Source organism: Kribbella kalugense (assembly GCF_004365875.1).
Lineage (GTDB): Bacteria > Actinomycetota > Actinomycetes > Propionibacteriales > Kribbellaceae > Kribbella > Kribbella kalugense.
Map to the genome: position 1 here is coordinate 1,375,505 of NZ_SODF01000002.1, position 17,464 is coordinate 1,392,968.

Here is a 17,464-nt window from a genome sequence, read left to right on the forward strand (position 1 = left end):
AGACAATGATGCGAAGATAGCTGACATGACGACGACACTCCTCACCCGCCGTCGCGTCATCGATCTGCTGCGGACGGCGAGCGCCACCTGTCGGTGACGCCTGTTCTGCCACTTCGCCCTGCATGAGGCCCCGTCGATACCGGCCTCCCCCAGAAATTCAGCACAGCCCGCCCGGCAGTTGCTGCCGGTCGTCCCTGCCCCGATTCCGAGGGAGAGACATGTCTTTGCCTGCCCTGAATCGTCCTGCCCTGTCCGTCGTACCCGACCATTCCGAGGAACGGATCGTGGACGCCGACGTCTACAAGTCCGTCTTCCGTCGCCACGCCGCCGGTGTCGTGGTGATCACCGCGGACGCCGGCCACGGCCCGGTCGGGTTCACCGCCACCTCGCTGGTCTCGGTCAGCCTGCTGCCACCGCTGGTTTCGTTCGCGATCGCCACCAGTGCGTCCAGCTGGCCGACCGTGAGTACGACGAACAGCCTGGTGATCAACTTCCTGTCCGCCGACCAGGACGCGATCGCCGGCCGGTTCGCCACCAGCGGGATCGACCGGTTCGCCGAACCGACCCGCTGGTCCCGGCTGGCATCCGGCGAGCCCGTACTCGACGACGCCCCGAGCTACCTGCGCGCGCAGGTCGAGCACCGTTTCGCCGTCGGCGACCACTACCTGGTCGTCGCCCGCCTCTCCACCCATACCGAACGACGTGAACACGAGTCGTTGCTGTACCACGACGGCCACTACGCGAAAGCACACCATGTCTAGAAAACGTCTCTACGCCGTACTCGCGCTCCTCGCCGTCGTCACCGGTTGCAGCGGCAACGCAGCCGCCGACGGTGCCGCCAAACTCTCGCTGGACGCGCCGCTGCCGACCACCGTCCCGGCCGGCGCCAAGATCGTCGTCGGTGACCCGGCCACCGAGGTCGCACTGAAGCTCTCCGGTCAGTACGACAAGGTGTCGAAGTACGTCCAGTTCGCGAACCTGAGTGGCGGTCCGCAGACCACCGAGGCGTTCCGGGCGCACGCACTCGACCTCGGCTCGGTCGCGGAGATCCCGTCGATCAACGCGACCTGGACCGGTCTGCACGTGAAGATCGTCGCCTCCAAGTTCCGGCAGGACCCGATCGGCCACCCGATCTACCAGCTCGGCATCGCCCCCGGCACCTCGGTGAAGACACTCGCTGACCTGCGCGGCAAGAAGATCGCGTACAGCCCGGGTCAGGCCCAGGGTGCGCTGATCCTGAAGGTGCTGAAGAAGGCCGGCTTGACCAAGGAAGACGTCAAGCTGGTCGAGCTGCCCAGCACCGGTGACGTCTACGTCCAGGCTTTGGCCGGCAAGCAGGTCGACGTCGCCCCGATCGGCGGCGTACAGATCAAGCGCTACCTGGCCAAGTACGGCAAGGACGGCGGCGCCACGATCGACCACGGCCTGCGCGACGACGCTGGGCATCTCTACGGGCCGGTCGAGTCGCTCGAGGACCCGGCGAAGGCCGCGGCGATCCGCGCGTACGTCGCCGCCTGGGGTATCGCCCAGGTGTGGATCGACAAGCACCCCAAGGAGTGGATCCAGGGGTACTACGTGAAGGACCAGGGCCTCACCGAGGCGGACGGGCAGTGGCTGGTCGAGAACGCCGGTCACCCGGACATCCCGGCCGACTGGAGTGACGCGATCCAGCGCCAGCAGGAAACCATCGAGCTGCTCGCCAAGGAGACCGGCAACCCGGTCATCCAGGCGAAGGACCTCTACGACCTGCGGTTCCAGACCGTCGCCGCGGACGCGATCAAGGGAGGCGCCAAATGAGCGCGACAACCCTTCCCGGACTGCGGTCCCGCACGACCGCGGCTCCCGTCGTACGCCGTCGTCGCCTCGGACCGGGGAAACCGATCAAGTTCGGGGCCGCGATCGGACCCGTGCTGTTGCTGGTGATCTGGAGCGTCGGGTCGGCCGCTGGTTGGATCGACCAACGAAATCTGTCCGCGCCGTGGACCGTGGTGACCACGGCCGGCGACCTGATCGCGGACGGCCGGCTCCAGTCGAACCTGTGGACCTCCGCCCAACGAGCGCTGCTCGGGCTCGCACTCGGCATCGTGCTGGGCGTCGTACTCGCCCTGATCTCGGGGCTGTCCCGGCTCGGCGAGGCGGTCCTCGACGGACCGATCCAGATCAAGCGGGCGATCCCGTCGCTGGCGCTGCTGCCGCTGCTGATCCTCTGGCTGGGCATCGGTGAGTCGATGAAGGTCGTCACCATCCTGCTCGGGGTGTTCATCCCGATCTACATCCACACCCACAACGGCCTGCGCACGATCGACAGCCGGTACGTCGAACTTGCGCAAACCGTCGGTCTGTCCCAGTGGGAGTTCATCCGGCGCGTGGTCCTGCCGGGCGCGCTGCCCGGATTCCTGCTCGGGCTGCGGTTCGCGGTGACCGGCGCCTGGCTGTCGCTGGTCGTCGTCGAGCAGATCAACTCCACCAGCGGTATCGGCTACATGATGGAACTGGCCCGCACGTACGGACAGACCGACATCATCATCGTCGGCCTGGTCGTCTACGGCGCCCTCGGCCTGCTCTCCGACGCCGTCGTCCGCCTGATCCAGAGGAGGGCCCTGACATGGCGCCGAACGTTAGCTGCTGCTTAATGGCCGGGCCTCCGGCGCCGGCGGGGTCATGGGGCTTTGACTCCCGGCCTTCCCTCGTCGCTCCGGTCGCTTCGCTCCCTCCGCTCCTCAGTCCAGGCCGGGAGGCCCCATGACCGTCATCACGACTGCAACCGTCCAGGTCCGCGATCTGGTACGCCGGTACGACGAACGCGCCGTACTGGATGGACTCGACCTGGATATCGCTCCGGGTGAATTCGTTGCCCTGCTGGGGAAGAGCGGTTCCGGAAAGAGCACGTTGCTGCGGGCCTTGGCCGGGCTGGACTACGACGTCGAGGGATCCGGTGAGCTCGCCGTACCGCAGAACGTCTCGGTCGTCTTCCAGGACTCCCGGTTGTTGCCGTGGGCAAGAGTGCTCGACAATGTCGTGCTCGGTCTGAGCGGCGCCGGCGATCGCGGACGGAAGAGCCTCGAGGAAGTTGGGCTCGCGGGCCGCGAGCAGGCCTGGCCGAACGAGCTGTCCGGCGGTGAGCAGCAGCGCGTCGCGTTGGCGCGGTCGCTGGTCCGGGAGCCGGAGCTGCTGCTCGCGGACGAGCCGTTCGGGGCGCTGGATGCGCTGACCCGGTTGAAGATGCACGTGTTGCTGCGGAAGCTGTGCGCGACCCACCAGCCCGCCGTACTGCTGGTCACGCACGACGTCGACGAGGCGATCGTGCTGGCCGATCGGGTGATCGTGCTCGACGAGGGCCGGATCGTCGCGGAAGAAGTGGTCGAGCTGGCCGCCCCGCGGAGTTCGGCCGATCCAGGATTCGCCGCGATCCGGTCGCGGCTTCTCGACGCTTTAGGAGTCTCGCTGTGAGTCGACAGTTGCATTTGAACGCGTTCCTGATGAGTACCGGGCATCACGAGGCGTCGTGGCGGTTGCCGGAAAGCGATCCGTTCGCGAACACGTCGGTGGCGCATTACCAGGGCTTGGCGCAGTTGGCCGAGCGCGGGAAGTTCGACTCGATCTTCTTCGCTGATTCGCCCGTTCTGATCGGTACGGTCGGGCGTCGGCCGGCTGGTTCTTTGGAGCCGACCGTGTTGCTGACGGCGATCGCGGCCGCGACGTCTCGGATCGGGCTGATCGCGACCGCGTCGACGACGTACAACGACCCGTACAACCTGGCGCGACGGTTCGCCAGCGTGGACCACGTGAGCGGTGGGCGCGCGGGCTGGAACGTGGTGACGACGGCCGGCCCGGACGCGGCTCGCAACTTCAACCTCGCGGACCAGCCGGCGCACGCCGAGCGGTACGACCGGGCGGCGGAGTTCCTCGAGGTCGCCTACAAGCTGTGGGACTCGTGGCAGGACGACGCCGCGATCGCCGACAAGGCCGAGGGCGTCTGGGCGGTGCAGGAGCGAGTGCAGCCAATCGACCACGTCGGGCGGCACTTCCAGGTCCGCGGGCCGCTGAACCTGCCGCGGTCGCCGCAGGGGCATCCGCTGATCGTGCAGGCCGGGTCGTCCGAGGACGGCAAGGGACTGGCGGCGCGGTACGCCGAGGCGGTGTTCACGGCCCAGCAGACGCTGGAGGACGCGCAGGACTTCTACCGGGATCTGAAGGCGCGCACGGTCGCGCTCGGGCGTGACCCGGAGACGATCAAGATCCTGCCGGGGATCGTTCCGGTGATCGGATCGACGGTGGAGGAGGCTCAGCGGTTGGAACGGCAGCTGGACGAGCTGATCCGGCCCGAGTACGCGCGGCTGCAGCTGGCGAAGACCCTGCGGGTGGCGCCGGAGGACCTGCCGCTGGACCAGCAGTTGCCGGCGGACCTGCCCGACGAGGACGAGATCGAGGGCGCGAAGAGCCGCTACACGCTGATCGTCACGCTGGCCCGGCGCGAAAAGCTGACCGTTCGCGAACTGATCGGCCGGTTGGGGGGCGGGCGCGGGCACCGGACGTTCACGGGGACCCCGGAGCAGGTCGCGGACGCGATCCAGCACTGGTTCGACGCCGGCGCCGCCGACGGCTTCAACATCATGCCGCCGGTTCTTCCATCCGGCCTCGCGGTCTTCGTGGACGAGGTAATCCCGATCCTCCAGGCCCGCGGTCTCTTCCGCACCGAGTACACCGGCACCACACTCCGTGACCACTACGGCCTACCCCGCCCCACCGGCCGTACGGCGGCGTTGCAGGAGGTAACCGCCTGATCTGGGTGCTGGGTTCCGTCAGGTGGCGGGATCCAGCACTCGTACGACCAGCTTTCCGACTGCCTTGCCGTCCTGCATGATGCGGTGGGCTTCGCCGATCTGCTCCATGGTGAAGACGCGGTCGATTCGGATCGGGAGTTTGCCTGCGGCGACCAAGTCGACGTACCGCTGGAACGCCTCGGCCGGCAGGTCTGAGCTCTCGCCGCCGTATGCCGTCAGCCGGACGCCGTTCGGGAGATAGTCCATCGGGTAGAAGTCCGGGATCGTCCAGGCATCACTGAGCATTCCGGTGAAACACGCCGTGCCGTGGATCGCGACCGCCTTCAGGGTGTCCGGAAGGACATTCGTGCCAACCAGTTCGAGCGCCGCGTTCACCCCGTCCGGAAGAATCTCCCGCACCTTTTGCGCAACGTTGCCATCATCAACAATCGGGTAGTCGACACCCAGCTCCCGCAGGACATCCAGCCGCTGCGGATTCCGCGTCGTCGAGAACACGGTCAGCCCGCGTTCCTTCGCCAGTACGGCGGCTGCCACCCCGACGGACGACGTACCTCCGCGGACCAGCAACGACTGACCCGGCTCGATGGCCAGGCCCGTGTAGAGCGAACCGTGGGCGGTCTGCAGCATCTCCGGCAGCGCGCCCAGCGTCGCCCAGTCGAGGTCGGTCTTGACCGGGATCACCGACGACGCCGGTACGACGGTGTACTCCGCGTACCCGCCGTCGAACTCGCGCCCCATCCCGCCCATCATCGCGACCACCTGCTGGCCCGGCGCGAACTCACCACCCGGCGCCGCGTCAACGGTCCCGGCCGCCTCGATCCCGGGGATGACCGGGAACCGCGCGTTCGTCGCCAGCCCGGCCCTGAGGTGGTACTCCGACCGGTTCAGGCCGAACGCCTCCACCTTGATCCGCACCCACCCGGACCTGGGTTCGGGGACGGCAACCCGTCGTACCCGAAGCTCCTCAGGCGCCACCGGCCCATCCAGAACAACTGCCCGCATGTCCATGTCGCCTATCCTGACCCATCGTGTGAAAGAGTTTCTTTCATGGGGAAACTCCCTCGCGTCGTCGCCCATCGCGGCGCCAGTGACGTCAATCCGGAACACACTCTCGCGGCGTACCGCCGGGCGATCGAGGTCGGCGCGGACGGACTCGAGTGCGATGTCCGGCTCACCGCCGACGGACATCTCGTCTGCGTCCACGACCGCCGGATCGACCGCACCTCGAACGGCCGGGGCGTGCTGTCGACGATGAGTCTCGCGGAGCTCGAGTCGTTCGACTGGGGCTCCTGGAAACGCCCGTGGGCCGATCTCGACGACGAGGCCGAGCTGCCCGATCTCGACGAGATGAAGGTGCTCACGCTCGACACGCTGCTGGCGACCGTCCGGGACGCCGGACGGCCGGTCGAGCTGGCGATCGAGACCAAACACCCGACCCGGTACGCCGGTCTGGTCGAACGCCGCCTGATCGAGGCGCTCGACCGCTACGGCTGGGCCCGTCCGAAACTCGGAACGGAGTCGCCGATCCGGGTCATGAGCTTCTCCTGGCTGTCGCTACGCCGGATGCGTACGGCGGCGCCCGGCCTGCGGACCGTCCTGCTGATGGACCGGATCCCGCTGCGTTTCCGCGACGGTTCCCTGCCGACCGGGGTCTCGTACGCCGGGCCGAGCCTGGAGCTCGTCACCGCACACCCGGAGTACGTCGACCGCGCCCACAAGCACGGGCACCAGGTGCACGTCTGGACAGTCAATGCCGAGGAAGACATCCGGCGCTGCCGCGAGATCGGCGTCGACGTACTCATCAGCGACCGCCCCGAACTCGCCGTACGGACCTTGGCGGAACCGCCGGAAGAGGTACGACGTCGGAGCTGAGCTCTTGGTTTGTGACACGCCGAAACGATTGTGTGTGGCCTGTGTCACGTGGGTATGGATACGTAGTGGCGCGAATGCGGGCGGTTATTGCAACGTTCAATTCCGTCGATTTCGTTACGGTTTCTTCGGGTTTAGGCGGGATCCTCGCCGCGCTATGTAACGGAATACCTGCGGGTGTTTTTCCCGCCTGGATCGTGGGCAGATGTCTTGGTGGCTGTACCGATCATTGAGGAGACCCTGCTTGTCCTCTGCGACCCTGCCCGCCGACGTTAGCGTCGTGGACGTCGTACTGCCGCACGAAGTGTCCGCGGTAGCGGATGCCCGCCGCCGTCTGGCCGCCTATCTCAAGCGTTACCGGATCACCGAAACCGCCCGTGACGACGCACAGCTCGTCCTGTCCGAGCTGCTCTCCAACGCGATCCGGTACGCGCCGCCGCTGCCTGCCGGTGAGGTCCGCGCGGCCTGGTGGATCGACCGGGCCGGCATTCACGTCGAGGTCACCGACGGTCGCGGCGACACCGAGCCGCAGCGAATCAGCGGCACCCACCCCGAGTCGATCGGCGGCCGCGGATTGGCGATCGTCGACATGCTCACCACCGGCTGGGGCGTTCGTACCGCCGCCCACCACCGCACCGTCCACGCAGTAGTCCCCAGCTAACCCGCTGCCCCACCCCGCCTTCTTCCTTCCCTCCGCTCTACTCCGGAGAGGGTTCGCCTGTCCTCACCCGGCTTCTTCTTTCCTTCCCTTCTGCTCCCTTCCTGAGTGGGTTCGCTCTGGGGTGGGGTTGGCTGCAAGACTGCGGGGTTATGGGAAAGAAGTCGCGGCAGCGCGCGAAGAACACGACGACCGTCACGCTCGACCCGGCCGACCTGGTGGACGTCGGGCCGCGCGAACCCTGCCCGTGCGGTTCGGGCAAGCGGTTCAAGCAGTGCCACGGCAAGGACCTGGCCCAGGCCGCGGACGCGTTCGTGGTGCGGCCGTTCGAGGGACTGCCGGCCGAGTGTGACCTGATCGCGTTCCGCGAGATCGTCCCGTCCGGCACCGTCGAGCTGGAGCTGACCGGCGACAACGCGGGCAAGAAGATCAACCTGGTCACGTTGCTGCCGATGGCGATGCCCGGCCTGGTGCGCGACGACGAGACGGTCTGGATCGGCATGCAGACGCACGCGTCGTCCGGCGACCCGAGCCGCGACCTCGGGCACGCGATCACCGCCGCGCTGCACACCGAGCCGGGCAACCCGATCGAGCTCGGCGACCTGATGAAGGACGGCCCGCGGCTGCAGGATCTGATCGACACCGCGAAGCCGGTCGAGGTCAAGGTGCACGAGGGCTTCGACTACTGGGTCGGTGAGAACGTCGAGGACCCGACCGGTGAGGTCGCCGCGGGCCTGGAGCGCGCGAACGCCGCGGCCGCTCCGACGGTACGGCTGGAGTCGGTCGACGCGGCGTACTGGACGCAGATCGGCGACCGCATCTACCTGCGCTGGGTCATGCCGCACACCGAGGACACACTGCTCGACGCGCTGGCCCGTCTCCACGCGGCCGGCTCGTCCGCGCTGATCAACGGCAGCCGGCTGATCGGCTCCTTCCGCGCTCTCGGCGTACTCGCACCGGTCTGGGAGCTCCCGTCCGGCACCGAGGCCGCCGACGTCGAGAAGCCGGCCGCCGACTTCGCCACCGCCCTCGAGAAGGCCCTCGCCACCGAGGCCCCCCTCACCACCGAGGAGCGGGCGGCCCGAGCCGGCCTCTCCAGCCGCCAACTAACCATCCGCTGACAGACGCACGAACGCCCGGCTGGAAGGTCTCAGCCGGGCGTTTCGTGTACTTAGAGTGGTCTAGGCCATGATCGTTAAAATCTGCCTAGGAACGTGGACGGCCCAAGTCCTGCTGACGGGGGAGCAACAGGGCCTGGGCCTAGCCATGAAGAGTACTCATGATGGTGGTCCGCCACAAGCCCCGATCTCACTCCGCGTGTCGTAGGGCTCACATGGCTGGACCGGGGACGAGCTCAGAGGGCGGCCGGAGCGCGGAGTACCGGGCAGGACATGCATCGCGGCCCGCCGCGGCCGGAGCCGAGCTCGGAGCCGGAGATCCGGATGACCTCGATGCCGGACTCCTCGAGCCGCGCGTTGGTCTCCACGGTCCGCTCGTACGCGATGCAGACCCGCGGAGCCAGCGCGAGGGTGTTGTTGCCGTCGTCCCACTGCTCCCGCTCGGCCGTCACCGGGTCCAGGCCGGTGTCGATCCGCCGGAGCGTGTCGATGCCGAGCGCCTTCGCCGCCGCGACCAGGAACGGTTCGGACTCGGCGACGTGCAGCTCTTCGCCGTCGGTCGTGACCGCGAGCGCCCGCATCTCCTCGGCCATGTTCGGATACATCAGTACGGCGTCGGTGTCGACCATCGTGCACACGGTGTCGAGATGCATCGTGGCGCGCTGCTGAGCGATCGGTACGGCGAGCACCGTGTGCGCCAGCCCCTTCGCGAACACCCGTCGCGCCAGCCGCTCCACGCCGGCGGGCGTCGTCCGCTCCCCGACCCCGACGGCGAGTACGCCGGGACCGAGCGCGAGTACGTCGCCGCCCTCGACGTGCTCCAACTGGTGGTCGTACACCTTGTCGGCGCCCGCGAACCGCGGGTGGAACGTGTAGATCACCTCGGTGAGCTGCGTCTCACGCATCCGGGCCGGCATCGCCAGCGAAGTGACCGCGACCGAATCCCGGATCCAGACGCTCGAGTCGCGGGTGAAGAGCAGGTTCGGCAGCGGGTCGATCAGGAAGTCCTCGTGGGCGAGCAGCGACGTGACCAGCCCGCCTGCGCGTACTTCGTCGTTGCGTACGCCGGCCATCAAAGCCTCGGCCAGCCCCGCCGGATCCAGATTGCCCAGCGAGGCGCGTAGGTAGTCGCGCAGGGTGTCGCCCAGTCGCAGGTCCTCGGTCGCGCCGGCGATCGCCTGGGCCCGGGCTGCGGGATCGGCGAGCGACTCGGTCAGCAGCTCGCCGAGGTACAGCACCTCGACGTCGCGGTCCCGGAGCGCCTGGGCGAACGCGTCGTGCTCGTCCTGGGCCCGGCCGACCCAGGGGATGCCGTCGAACAGCAGCTTGTCGTTGTTCCGCGGGGTGAGCCGGCGCAGCTCGTTCCCGGGGCGGTGCAGCATCACGGTTCGGAGCGGACCGACCTCACTGTCGACGCCGTACGCCGTACCGCCCTGCTGCGCCTCGATCATGTCCGCCCCTTCGCTCCGGTAGTGCCCACCACGCTACGGCAGTCCACTTCTGATCTGTCTGATTGTCAGACAATATCCTACTTAAGAGCGGACTCGGTCGTAGAGGAGGCAGAGGGCGCCGGAATCGGTGGGGGTGGAGTCGGTGAGCTTCCAGGAGGTGGCTGGGAGGCCGTCTTCGAACAGGCGGGCGCCGCCGCCGACCAGTTCCGGGTCGAGGGTGATGCTCAGGCGGTCGACCTCGTCGGCGGCCAGTAGTGCCTGGATCACGCTCGTGCTGGCCAGGACGATGATGTCGCCGCCCTCCTGGTCACGCAGCTGCTTGACGACGTCCGCGGGCTCGCCGTCGGCGATCCGGGAGTTCTGCCACGGCGTCTCGGTCAGCGTCGTGGAGAAGACCACCTTGTCGGTCTCGTTCAGCCAGCGTGAGAACGCCCGGTCCTGCGGCGCCGCGGTCTCGTCGTCGGCCACGGCCGGCCAGAAGCCGCCGAAGCCCTGGTAGTTCTTACGCCCGAGCAGGGCGGTGGTGGCCGTCTCGGTCACCCGGATCATGTGGTCCCGGGCGCCTTCTGTGATGGCGTGCGGGACGATCCAGCTCATGTCGTACTCGCCACCCGCTCCGTTCACTCGTCCGTCGAGTGAGAGCGAGATGTTGGCGGTTACGGTGCGGCTCATTTCGGTACCTCGTTCTGTTCGGTGTGGTCTGACACCTGAAATCTTGCTGCGGTCAGCGCCACGGAACATCTGCCACCTGGCCGATATCCACCAGCCGCCTGGCTGACCTGCTCGTCGTACGAAAGGACGAATATCCACAGCCGACCGCCGCTGACGAGGTCGATCGGCTGGAGAGGAACTAGGCTGACCTGCTGTGTCCGGTCATGCTGTACCCAACAACGACGTGTCCCCCGAACCCTTCGAGCGCGCCGTCGCCTGCGTGATCCCGGCGAAGGACGAGGCCGAGCGGATCGCGGCGACCGTCGACGCGGTGCACAAGATCATCGGGGTCGACCTGGTCGTGGTCGTCGACGACGGCTCCACGGACGGTACGGCGGAAGCCGCCGAGCAGGCCGGTGCCGTCGTGGTCCGCCACGAGCGCAACCGAGGCAAGGCCGCGGCGATGGAGACGGGCGCGGCTGCGGTCGCGGATCGAGACGGAGCCCGGGCGCGCCACCTGCTGTTCCTCGATGCTGACCTGACCGACTCCGCGTCCGGCGCGGGGCCGCTGATCGAGCCGGTGCAGACCGGTCGCGCGGACATGACCATCGGGACCCTGCCGGCGCAGGTGCGGACCGATGGGTCCAAGGCCGGCGGCCACGGGTTCGTCGTACGACTGGCGCGGGCTGGGATCCAGGAGGCGACCGGCTGGGCTCCGGAGCAGCCGTTGTCCGGGCAGCGCTGCCTGACTCGGGCTGCGTTCGACTCCGCCGTACCGCTGGCTGCTGGGTTCGGGGTCGAGACGGCGCTGACGATCGATCTGGGCCGGAAGGGCTTCCGGATTGTCGAGGTGCCGATCGAGGTCAGGCACCGCGCGACCGGGACTGACCTGCGTGGTCAACTGCATCGCGCGAAGCAGTACCTGCACGTCCGCCGGGCGCTTGCCGGACGCAGCGCGCTCCCCGCGGACGGTGGTGGACCGTCGTTGCGCAGTCTCTTCCCGCGGAAGTCAGCGCAATGAGTACTGATCTTCAGCTTGGCCAGAAGTACGGCCGCCGGGCCGTCGCTCTCTACTTGGCGTGTACGGCGCTGATCGTCGCGGTCGGCCTGCTCGGACCGTCCGTGGTCGTGCTGACCCTGACCGGCCGGCACCCGTGGCTCCCGTCGTACTGGTTCGATGCCCATGCCAACGACTGGCTCGTGTCGGTGATGATCTACGTCGCGATCGCCCTCGGTGGGTACGGAGTTTTCCTTGCCACCAAGGCACTCCGGCACGGCTGGGCGCCGCGCGTCGACAGATTGATTGCCCTCGGCATCGGTACGACGGCGGCCATCACGTTGGTGCCACCAATGGCATCCGGTGACGTCCTGATCTACGCGGCGTACGGCCGGATCATGACGCTCGGCGGCGATCCGTACACGGCCTCGCCGGCCGACACGATCCGGCTCGGGTACGACCCGGTCATCGCTGCGACCGAGCGCCCGTGGCAGGGCGCGCGCAGCGTGTACGGGCCGATCGCGACCTGGATTCAGTGGCTCTCGTCGCTGATCGGCGGCAACTCGGCGCAGCTCACGGTGTGGATGCTGCAGCTGTCGGTCGCGATCAGCCTGGTGGTCACCGGGCTGCTGCTGGTCAAGCTGGTCGGCAAGGACCTGCCCGCTCGACGCCGGGTGATCATGCTCGGCCTCGCGAACCCGCTGATCCTGTGGTCGGTGCTGGCCGGTGCGCACAACGACGCGATCGCGGTGATGTTCGCGGTGATCGCGCTGGTGCTGTTCCGGCGGCACGTGTTCCTGGCCGGCATCCTGATCGGGGTGGCCGGCTGCACCAAGCTGTCGATCGGCCTGGTCGGTGTCGCGATGCTGTGGGCGCTGCGAGCCGATCGGCGGAAGGCCGCGTTCTTCTGCGGCGGCGGTGTGATCGCGATGGGCGGTCTGTACGCGATCGTCGGGCTGCAGGCGTTCCAGCAGGCGCGGTCGCAGACGTCGTTCATCTCGACCGGCACGCCGCACAAGGTGCTGCTGAGCTTCTTCACCCTGTTCCTGCCGAACGGTCTGGTCCGGACCGTTCTCGCGATCCTCGCCTGGGTCGGCCTGATCGTGGTCGCGATCCTGCTGACGCAGGTGTTCCCGAAGTCGCTCGTACCGCAGGTTCACCCCGACGACCCGACCCCGGCCGCGATCCGGTACACCGCGATCTACGCGATCGCCTGGGTCCTCACCGCGATGTACTCACTGCCTTGGTACGACGTGATTGCCTGGGTCGCCCTGGCTGCCGTCGCGGCGTCGAAGGTTGACGGGTGGATGGTCCTCCGTACGACGATGCTCGCCATCGCCTACGTACCCGGCCGGGACCCGAACGCCCGTCAGGTCGCGGCCAGTCTGTCCGGATCGCTGGAGTTCTTCAGCGCGCGGCTGCGCGACACGATCTGCCCGGCGGTCGAGCTGGCGGTGCTGATCGGGCTGATCGTGTGGGCGCGGCGCAACGGCGCGCAGTGGTGGCCGTACGACTGGCCTCGCCGGAAGCAGAAGGCCGTGCCGCAGAAGGCCGAAGCTCTCTAGCCCCAGAGGTCGTGACCCGCCGCGATCGCCTTGGCCAGAACAGACTTCACCGGCTTCTTGAGGACGGACGCCGCGGCGGCCACGTCGTCGTACTCCGGCTGGACGTTGACCACCTGACCGCCGTACCGCGCGATCTTCACGTGGATGCGCTGGCCGTCGACCTCGACGGTGGCGAACTCGCGGTCGGCGGCGTGCTTGCGGATGCCGAACTCACGCAGTCCGATCGCAGAGGTCTCGGACAGGATCACGGCCCGGACTGTTTCCGCGTTCGCGCGGCCGACGAGGACCGACAGGGTGTGCGCCGGTCGGCCCTTCTTCATCAGGATCGGGGTCAGCCACGCGTCGGCGGCGCCGGCCTCCATCAGCCGGGCCAGGACCTGCGGCCAGATCCGCGGGTCGAGGTCGTCGACGTTGGTCTCGTAGACGAGTTCGGTGGCGGAATCGTCGGTCGTCTCGCCGAGCACGACCCGGACGATGTTCGGCACCTCGACCGGGTCACGGCCGCCGGCCCCGACCCCGGTCTGCTCGATCCGCATCGGTGGCAGTGGACCGAAGTCGTCCGCCAGGGTCGCTAGCAGGGCCGCTCCGGTTGGTGTGGTCATCTCGTACGGCGCTTGGCCGCCAGTGACTGGTGCTTGGGCCTCGGAGAGTACGGCGAGGACCGCGGGGCCGGGGACAGGGATCCCGCCGTGTTGACCGCGTACCTGACCGCCGCCTCCTAGAACGACGGTGGACACGACGATCCGGTCGATGTCGAGCGAGACGGAGGCAGCGGCTACTCCGACGATGTCGGCGATCGCGTCGAGTGCGCCGACCTCGTGGAAGTGCACTGCGTCGGGCTCGACACCGTGGGCGGCTGCCTCGGCGCGGGCGAGCCGAGCGAAGGTGTCTAGGGCTCGGGCTCGGACGGCGGTGTCCAGCTGAGCCTGCTCGAGCAAACGGCGAACCTCAGCCCACGGCCGAGTCGGCGGGTGCTGGTGCCCATGCCCTGCACTGTCGCCGCTCGCCGCATCTGCATGCCCGTGGCCGTGACCATGCCCGTGACCTGCGGCGTCGTGGCTGGTGTCGGGGATGCTCTCCGGGTGGGGGGTGCCGTCGACCTTGACGGTGGCTTTGGTGGCGGCGATCTGGTGGCGGGCGGTGAGGGCGACGGTGACCGACAACGATGGGTCGACCGCGGCGACCGCGGTGTTCACGACGTTGAGGTCGGCGCCGGCGGACAGGAATGCGCCGAGCAGCATGTCACCGGAGGCGCCGGCGGAGCAGTCGATCCAGGCGATGCGCATCAGGCGTCCTTCCTCTCGCGAGGAGCGGACCGGCGGGCAACGCGCGCGGCGAACACCCCGGCCCCGAAACCGTTGTCGATGTTCACGACGGACACTCCCGGCGCGCACGAGTTGAGCATCCCGAGCAGCGCGGCCAGCCCACCGAACGAAGCGCCGTACCCAACCGACGTCGGCACAGCCACCAGCGGTACGCCGACCAGCCCGCCGACCACACTCGGCAGCGCACCCTCCATCCCGGCGACCACGATCAGGCAGTCCGCAGCGTCGAGCCGCTCGCGTACGCCGAGCACCCGGTGCAGCCCAGCCACACCCACGTCCGTGATCACATCCACCTCGGCGCCGAACACCCGTGCAGTCGTCGCCGCCTCAGCAGCCACCGGGGCATCCGACGTACCAGCAGCCACCACGGCGACCGTCCCGCGCAGTACGCCAGGCTCGCCGAGGACCGCCGTACGGCCAACCGGATCGACCACAGCATCCGGCAGCGCGGCAGTCACCGCCTCCTGCGCCTCGACCGTGAGCCGGGTCGCCAGTACGGCGCTGCCCGGGTGGGTGGCGTGCAGGGTCTGCAGCAGTTCCACGACCTGAGACGGCGTCTTGCCGGCTCCGTAGACGACTTCGGCGTCGCCGGTACGCTCCAGCCGGTCGGTGTCGAGACGCGCGTAGCCGAGGTCGTGAACGCCCGGTTGTGGGCCCTGATCAGGCAAATGTGTCACGCCGCGAATCTACGTTGCCCCGGCCCGTGGTGCCGCATCCGTCCCGGCTCACACACGCTGTGCGATCGCCTGAACACTCAGGCATAACACCGGATGCTTTAGGCTCTCGTGCGTGTCTTCGACGTTAGCCGGTGCCTTCGGGGTCGCCGCCCTGTTCGTGGCGGTGCTCGCCCTGGTGTTCGCGATCCAGGCCCTCCGGGCCCGGACCGTCACGTCGGACAAACTCACCCCAGCCGCGGCCCCCGAACCGGAGCCGCAGCTCGAGCAGCCGGAACCCAAACCCGGCACGGTGAAGTCCGAACTGCGCAAACTGAACAAGGACCTCGCCGCCACTCGCGGCGAACTGAAGGAGACCCTTCAGCACCTGGCGGTCGTCCGGTACGACGCTTTCGGCGATACCGGCGGCAAGCTGTCGTGGTCGATGGCGATCCTGGACAACCACGGCGACGGCGTCATCCTCACCTCGATCAACAGCCGCGCCGACGCCCGCACCTACGCCAAAGAAATCAAAACCTTCACCAGCGAGTCCAAACTCTCCCCAGAAGAGGAAGAGGCGCTGGAAACCCTCCGCAAGGAATCCGAACAGCCGTAAACACCCCCGCGGGTTGGGGTGGGGATCTGCAGGCCATCGCAATGCGGGCCGTCGGGGTGGCTCCCGCGGGGGCTCCCGGCTGCGAGGGCCGTTGTGATGGCGTGGGGATCCGGCTGGGGGTGATGTCCGCCGGGTGAAGGCCGCCGGGCACGGAGGCTGGTTAGCGGCGTTTGGGGACTCGGGCTGTTAGGGCGCCGGGCTCGATTTCGCAGGACAGGTATTGGCCGGGGCCGATGGGGTCGCCGTCTAGTTGGCGTTGGACGGCTACGGCGGCGTGGATTTCGACTTTGCGGCCGGTGAAGCGTTCTAGGTACATGTCGGCGCGGTTTGTCCTCGTCATCAGGCGCCAGAGGACGATCGGCCACTGGGTCACCCGGCGTGGTGCGATGACCACCACGTCCAGCAAGCCATCGTCCGGCCGCGCGTCCGGCAGCAGCGGGATGTTCGCCTGCAGCATCCCGACGTTCCCGACCACGACCGTTCGGACCCGGCGGTCGATCGGCTCGGCCTCGTCGATCGTGAGCTGGACTCGGACCGACGGATGGTTGATGTTCTTCGCCGCGCCCACCAGGTACGCCGTCCAGCCGATCTGCTTCTTCAGGTGCGGCGGGGCGTCCGAGATGATCGCCGCGTCCAGCCCGAGCCCGGCCATCACCGCGAACCGGTCGGTGTCCAGCCCGTCGCCGTGTACGCGGACCAGGTCGATCCGTCGATCGCGACCCTCGAGGATCCGCTCCAATGCGTCGTCCAGGTCGAGCGGGATGTGCAGGTTGCGAGCCAGCAGGTTGCCCGTGCCGGCCGGGATCACCCCGACCGGGATCCCGGTGTGAGCCAGCGCCGAGCACACCACGCGGACCGTCCCGTCCCCGCCGGCGACCAGCACCAGGTCCGACTCGTTCTCGATCGCCTGCTTGGCCATCGCGTTCCCGGCGTCGTCCTCCCGGGTCTCCAGCCACAGCGGTTCGTCGTACCCACGGACCTCGAGCGCCCGCGTCACCTTCCGCCGGAACGCCAGTCCGTCGCCGACCTTGATCGGGTTCACGATCACGGCAGCCCGCGGCGGGGCCGTCGTACCGTCGCTCTCGGACGGGGTACGACGACGTCGCCGGCGCAGCCCTGGCCGGAGGCCGAACCCGATCGACGTCGCGGTCAGGATCGCCAGCCCGAGCGCCCAGCCGCCGAGCACGTCGGACACGTAGTGGACGTTCAGCGCGATCCGGTCGGCGGACGCGATCCAGACCACCGCGATCACCGGCAGCAGCACCAGCAGCCGGAACCGCCGCCGCCAGCCGCGCACAGACGGCAGCACCACGCCGAGCGCGCCTGCCATCACGAAGGCGGCCGTCGCATGGCCGGACACGTACGACCAGCCGTCCGCATCGACCAGAGCCTGGGCCGGATGTGGTCTCGTGAAGATGTACTGGACCGCCTCGACCAGGCCGAGCTCCGCGCCGGCGCTCACCAGCAGCCACATCGTCAGCAGCCGAGCCCGGCGGCGCCAGAGGTAGGCGGCGACGACCACGATCACGGCCCGCGAGGTCCACGGCAGCACCACCGCCCCGATGACCTGCCAGAAGTCGACCACGTTCGGGCGAATAGCGCCGTACGCCGCCGCTCGGGCCGCCACCGACTGGTCCCAGCGCGCCAGCGGAGGCCAGTGCTCGAACACCAGCAAAGTGATCACGATGAAGGGCAGAGCACCCAGGACGACCGTGAGCGCACGGCCGACCGGACTGGGTGGGTGGTGGTTCATTGCCCGCTCGGATCCCCCTCTGTG

General features: G+C 68.5%; 17 protein-coding genes. 11 read left to right on the forward strand and 6 right to left on the reverse strand.

Going from position 1 to position 17,464, the window contains the following annotated elements; genetic code table 11:
- Positions 1-218: 218 nt before the first annotated feature.
- The 5 genes from EV650_RS24385 to EV650_RS24405 all read left to right on the forward strand — a co-directional run bounded on the left by EV650_RS24385 (position 219) and on the right by EV650_RS24405 (position 4,784).
- A complete protein-coding gene (locus tag EV650_RS24385; protein ID WP_134121333.1) occupies positions 219-761 on the forward strand; it encodes a flavin reductase family protein in 543 nt (180 codons plus the stop codon).
- Positions 754-1,797 (forward strand): ABC transporter substrate-binding protein, encoded by a 1,044-nt coding sequence (locus EV650_RS24390; RefSeq protein WP_134121334.1) that lies wholly within the window; start codon positions 754-756, stop codon positions 1,795-1,797. The genes EV650_RS24385 and EV650_RS24390 overlap by 8 nt, the downstream gene beginning before the upstream one ends.
- Positions 1,794-2,633 (forward strand): ABC transporter permease, encoded by an 840-nt coding sequence (locus EV650_RS24395; protein ID WP_134121335.1) that lies wholly within the window; start codon positions 1,794-1,796, stop codon positions 2,631-2,633. Before EV650_RS24390 ends, EV650_RS24395 begins: the two co-directional genes overlap by 4 nt.
- A 109-nt stretch (positions 2,634-2,742) precedes the next feature.
- Positions 2,743-3,450 (forward strand): ABC transporter ATP-binding protein, encoded by a 708-nt coding sequence (locus EV650_RS24400; protein ID WP_134121336.1) that lies wholly within the window; start codon positions 2,743-2,745, stop codon positions 3,448-3,450.
- Positions 3,447-4,784: an LLM class flavin-dependent oxidoreductase gene (locus EV650_RS24405; protein WP_238174425.1), complete on the forward strand. Its 1,338-nt coding sequence runs from the start codon at positions 3,447-3,449 to the stop codon at positions 4,782-4,784. Before EV650_RS24400 ends, EV650_RS24405 begins: the two co-directional genes overlap by 4 nt.
- Positions 4,785-4,802: 18 nt before the next feature.
- Here EV650_RS24405 and EV650_RS24410 read toward each other — a convergent pair whose 3' ends face one another.
- Positions 4,803-5,792 carry a zinc-binding alcohol dehydrogenase family protein gene (locus EV650_RS24410; protein ID WP_134121337.1) on the reverse strand — a complete coding sequence of 330 codons (990 nt, stop codon included), beginning with the start codon at positions 5,790-5,792 and terminating at the stop codon, positions 4,803-4,805.
- Between the two features lie 39 nt (positions 5,793-5,831).
- Between EV650_RS24410 and EV650_RS24415 the strand changes: the two genes are divergently transcribed.
- The 3 genes from EV650_RS24415 (at position 5,832) to EV650_RS24425 (ending at position 8,432) form a co-directional block, all read left to right on the forward strand.
- On the forward strand, positions 5,832-6,656 hold the full coding sequence (locus EV650_RS24415; RefSeq protein ID WP_134121338.1) for a glycerophosphodiester phosphodiesterase: 825 nt from the start codon (positions 5,832-5,834) through the stop codon (positions 6,654-6,656).
- Positions 6,657-6,897: 241 nt separating this feature from the next.
- Complete coding sequence (locus EV650_RS24420) at positions 6,898-7,314, forward strand: ATP-binding protein (RefSeq protein ID WP_134121339.1); 417 nt, start codon at positions 6,898-6,900, stop codon at positions 7,312-7,314.
- A 149-nt stretch (positions 7,315-7,463) separates the two neighbouring features.
- Positions 7,464-8,432 carry a DUF5926 family protein gene (locus tag EV650_RS24425; protein WP_134121340.1) on the forward strand — a complete coding sequence of 323 codons (969 nt, stop codon included), beginning with the start codon at positions 7,464-7,466 and terminating at the stop codon, positions 8,430-8,432.
- A 233-nt stretch (positions 8,433-8,665) separates the two neighbouring features.
- Here EV650_RS24425 and EV650_RS24430 read toward each other — a convergent pair whose 3' ends face one another.
- Positions 8,666-9,880 carry an arginine deiminase gene (locus EV650_RS24430; RefSeq protein ID WP_134121341.1) on the reverse strand — a complete coding sequence of 405 codons (1,215 nt, stop codon included), beginning with the start codon at positions 9,878-9,880 and terminating at the stop codon, positions 8,666-8,668.
- A gap of 81 nt (positions 9,881-9,961) precedes the next feature.
- Entirely contained in the window at positions 9,962-10,552 is a 591-nt protein-coding gene (locus EV650_RS24435) for a dihydrofolate reductase family protein (RefSeq protein WP_134121342.1), read from the reverse strand.
- Positions 10,553-10,745: 193 nt separating this feature from the next.
- Here EV650_RS24435 and EV650_RS24440 point away from each other — a divergent pair, with 193 nt between their 5' ends.
- Together EV650_RS24440 and EV650_RS24445 are read left to right on the forward strand one after the other, a co-directional pair.
- Complete coding sequence (locus EV650_RS24440; RefSeq protein ID WP_238174426.1) at positions 10,746-11,552, forward strand: glycosyltransferase family 2 protein; 807 nt, start codon at positions 10,746-10,748, stop codon at positions 11,550-11,552.
- Positions 11,549-13,093, forward strand: a complete 1,545-nt coding sequence (locus tag EV650_RS24445) for an MptA/MptB family glycosyltransferase (RefSeq protein ID WP_134121343.1) — start codon at positions 11,549-11,551, stop codon at positions 13,091-13,093. The genes EV650_RS24440 and EV650_RS24445 overlap by 4 nt, the downstream gene beginning before the upstream one ends.
- Here EV650_RS24445 and larC read toward each other — a convergent pair.
- Both larC and larB read right to left on the reverse strand, forming a co-directional pair.
- Positions 13,090-14,379 (reverse strand): nickel pincer cofactor biosynthesis protein LarC, encoded by a 1,290-nt coding sequence (larC, locus tag EV650_RS24450; protein WP_134121344.1) that lies wholly within the window; start codon positions 14,377-14,379, stop codon positions 13,090-13,092. The genes EV650_RS24445 and larC overlap by 4 nt on opposite strands.
- Positions 14,379-15,095 (reverse strand): nickel pincer cofactor biosynthesis protein LarB, encoded by a 717-nt coding sequence (gene larB / locus EV650_RS24455; RefSeq protein WP_134121345.1) that lies wholly within the window; start codon positions 15,093-15,095, stop codon positions 14,379-14,381. The genes larC and larB overlap by 1 nt, the downstream gene beginning before the upstream one ends.
- Positions 15,096-15,207: 112 nt before the next feature.
- Here larB and EV650_RS24460 point away from each other — a divergent pair, with 112 nt between their 5' ends.
- The gene (locus tag EV650_RS24460; RefSeq protein ID WP_134121346.1) at positions 15,208-15,687 is read left to right on the forward strand and encodes a DUF4446 family protein; all 480 of its coding nucleotides are present in this window, start codon (positions 15,208-15,210) and stop codon (positions 15,685-15,687) included.
- Between the two features lie 160 nt (positions 15,688-15,847).
- Here the strand turns inward: EV650_RS24460 and EV650_RS24465 are convergent, their stop codons facing one another.
- Positions 15,848-17,440, reverse strand: coding sequence for a bifunctional phosphatase PAP2/diacylglycerol kinase family protein (locus EV650_RS24465; protein WP_134121347.1), 1,593 nt, complete (start codon positions 17,438-17,440; stop codon positions 15,848-15,850).
- Between the last annotated feature and the right edge of the window lie 24 nt (positions 17,441-17,464).

Bases quoted from the DNA above. Each gene is read 5' to 3' on its own strand.
- EV650_RS24385 (WP_134121333.1), top strand. From the start codon at position 219: ATGTCTTTGCCTGCCCTGAATCGTCCTGCCCTGTCCGTCGTACCCGAC.
- EV650_RS24390 (WP_134121334.1), top strand. From the start codon at position 754: ATGTCTAGAAAACGTCTCTACGCCGTACTCGCGCTCCTCGCCGTCGTC.
- EV650_RS24395 (WP_134121335.1), top strand. From the start codon at position 1,794: ATGAGCGCGACAACCCTTCCCGGACTGCGGTCCCGCACGACCGCGGCT.
- EV650_RS24400 (WP_134121336.1), top strand. From the start codon at position 2,743: ATGACCGTCATCACGACTGCAACCGTCCAGGTCCGCGATCTGGTACGC.
- EV650_RS24410 (WP_134121337.1), bottom strand. From the start codon at position 5,792: ATGGACATGCGGGCAGTTGTTCTGGATGGGCCGGTGGCGCCTGAGGAG.
- EV650_RS24415 (WP_134121338.1), top strand. From the start codon at position 5,832: ATGGGGAAACTCCCTCGCGTCGTCGCCCATCGCGGCGCCAGTGACGTC.
- EV650_RS24425 (WP_134121340.1), top strand. From the start codon at position 7,464: ATGGGAAAGAAGTCGCGGCAGCGCGCGAAGAACACGACGACCGTCACG.
- EV650_RS24430 (WP_134121341.1), bottom strand. From the start codon at position 9,880: ATGATCGAGGCGCAGCAGGGCGGTACGGCGTACGGCGTCGACAGTGAG.
- EV650_RS24435 (WP_134121342.1), bottom strand. From the start codon at position 10,552: ATGAGCCGCACCGTAACCGCCAACATCTCGCTCTCACTCGACGGACGA.
- EV650_RS24445 (WP_134121343.1), top strand. From the start codon at position 11,549: ATGAGTACTGATCTTCAGCTTGGCCAGAAGTACGGCCGCCGGGCCGTC.
- larC (WP_134121344.1), bottom strand. From the start codon at position 14,379: ATGCGCATCGCCTGGATCGACTGCTCCGCCGGCGCCTCCGGTGACATG.
- EV650_RS24465 (WP_134121347.1), bottom strand. From the start codon at position 17,440: ATGAACCACCACCCACCCAGTCCGGTCGGCCGTGCGCTCACGGTCGTC.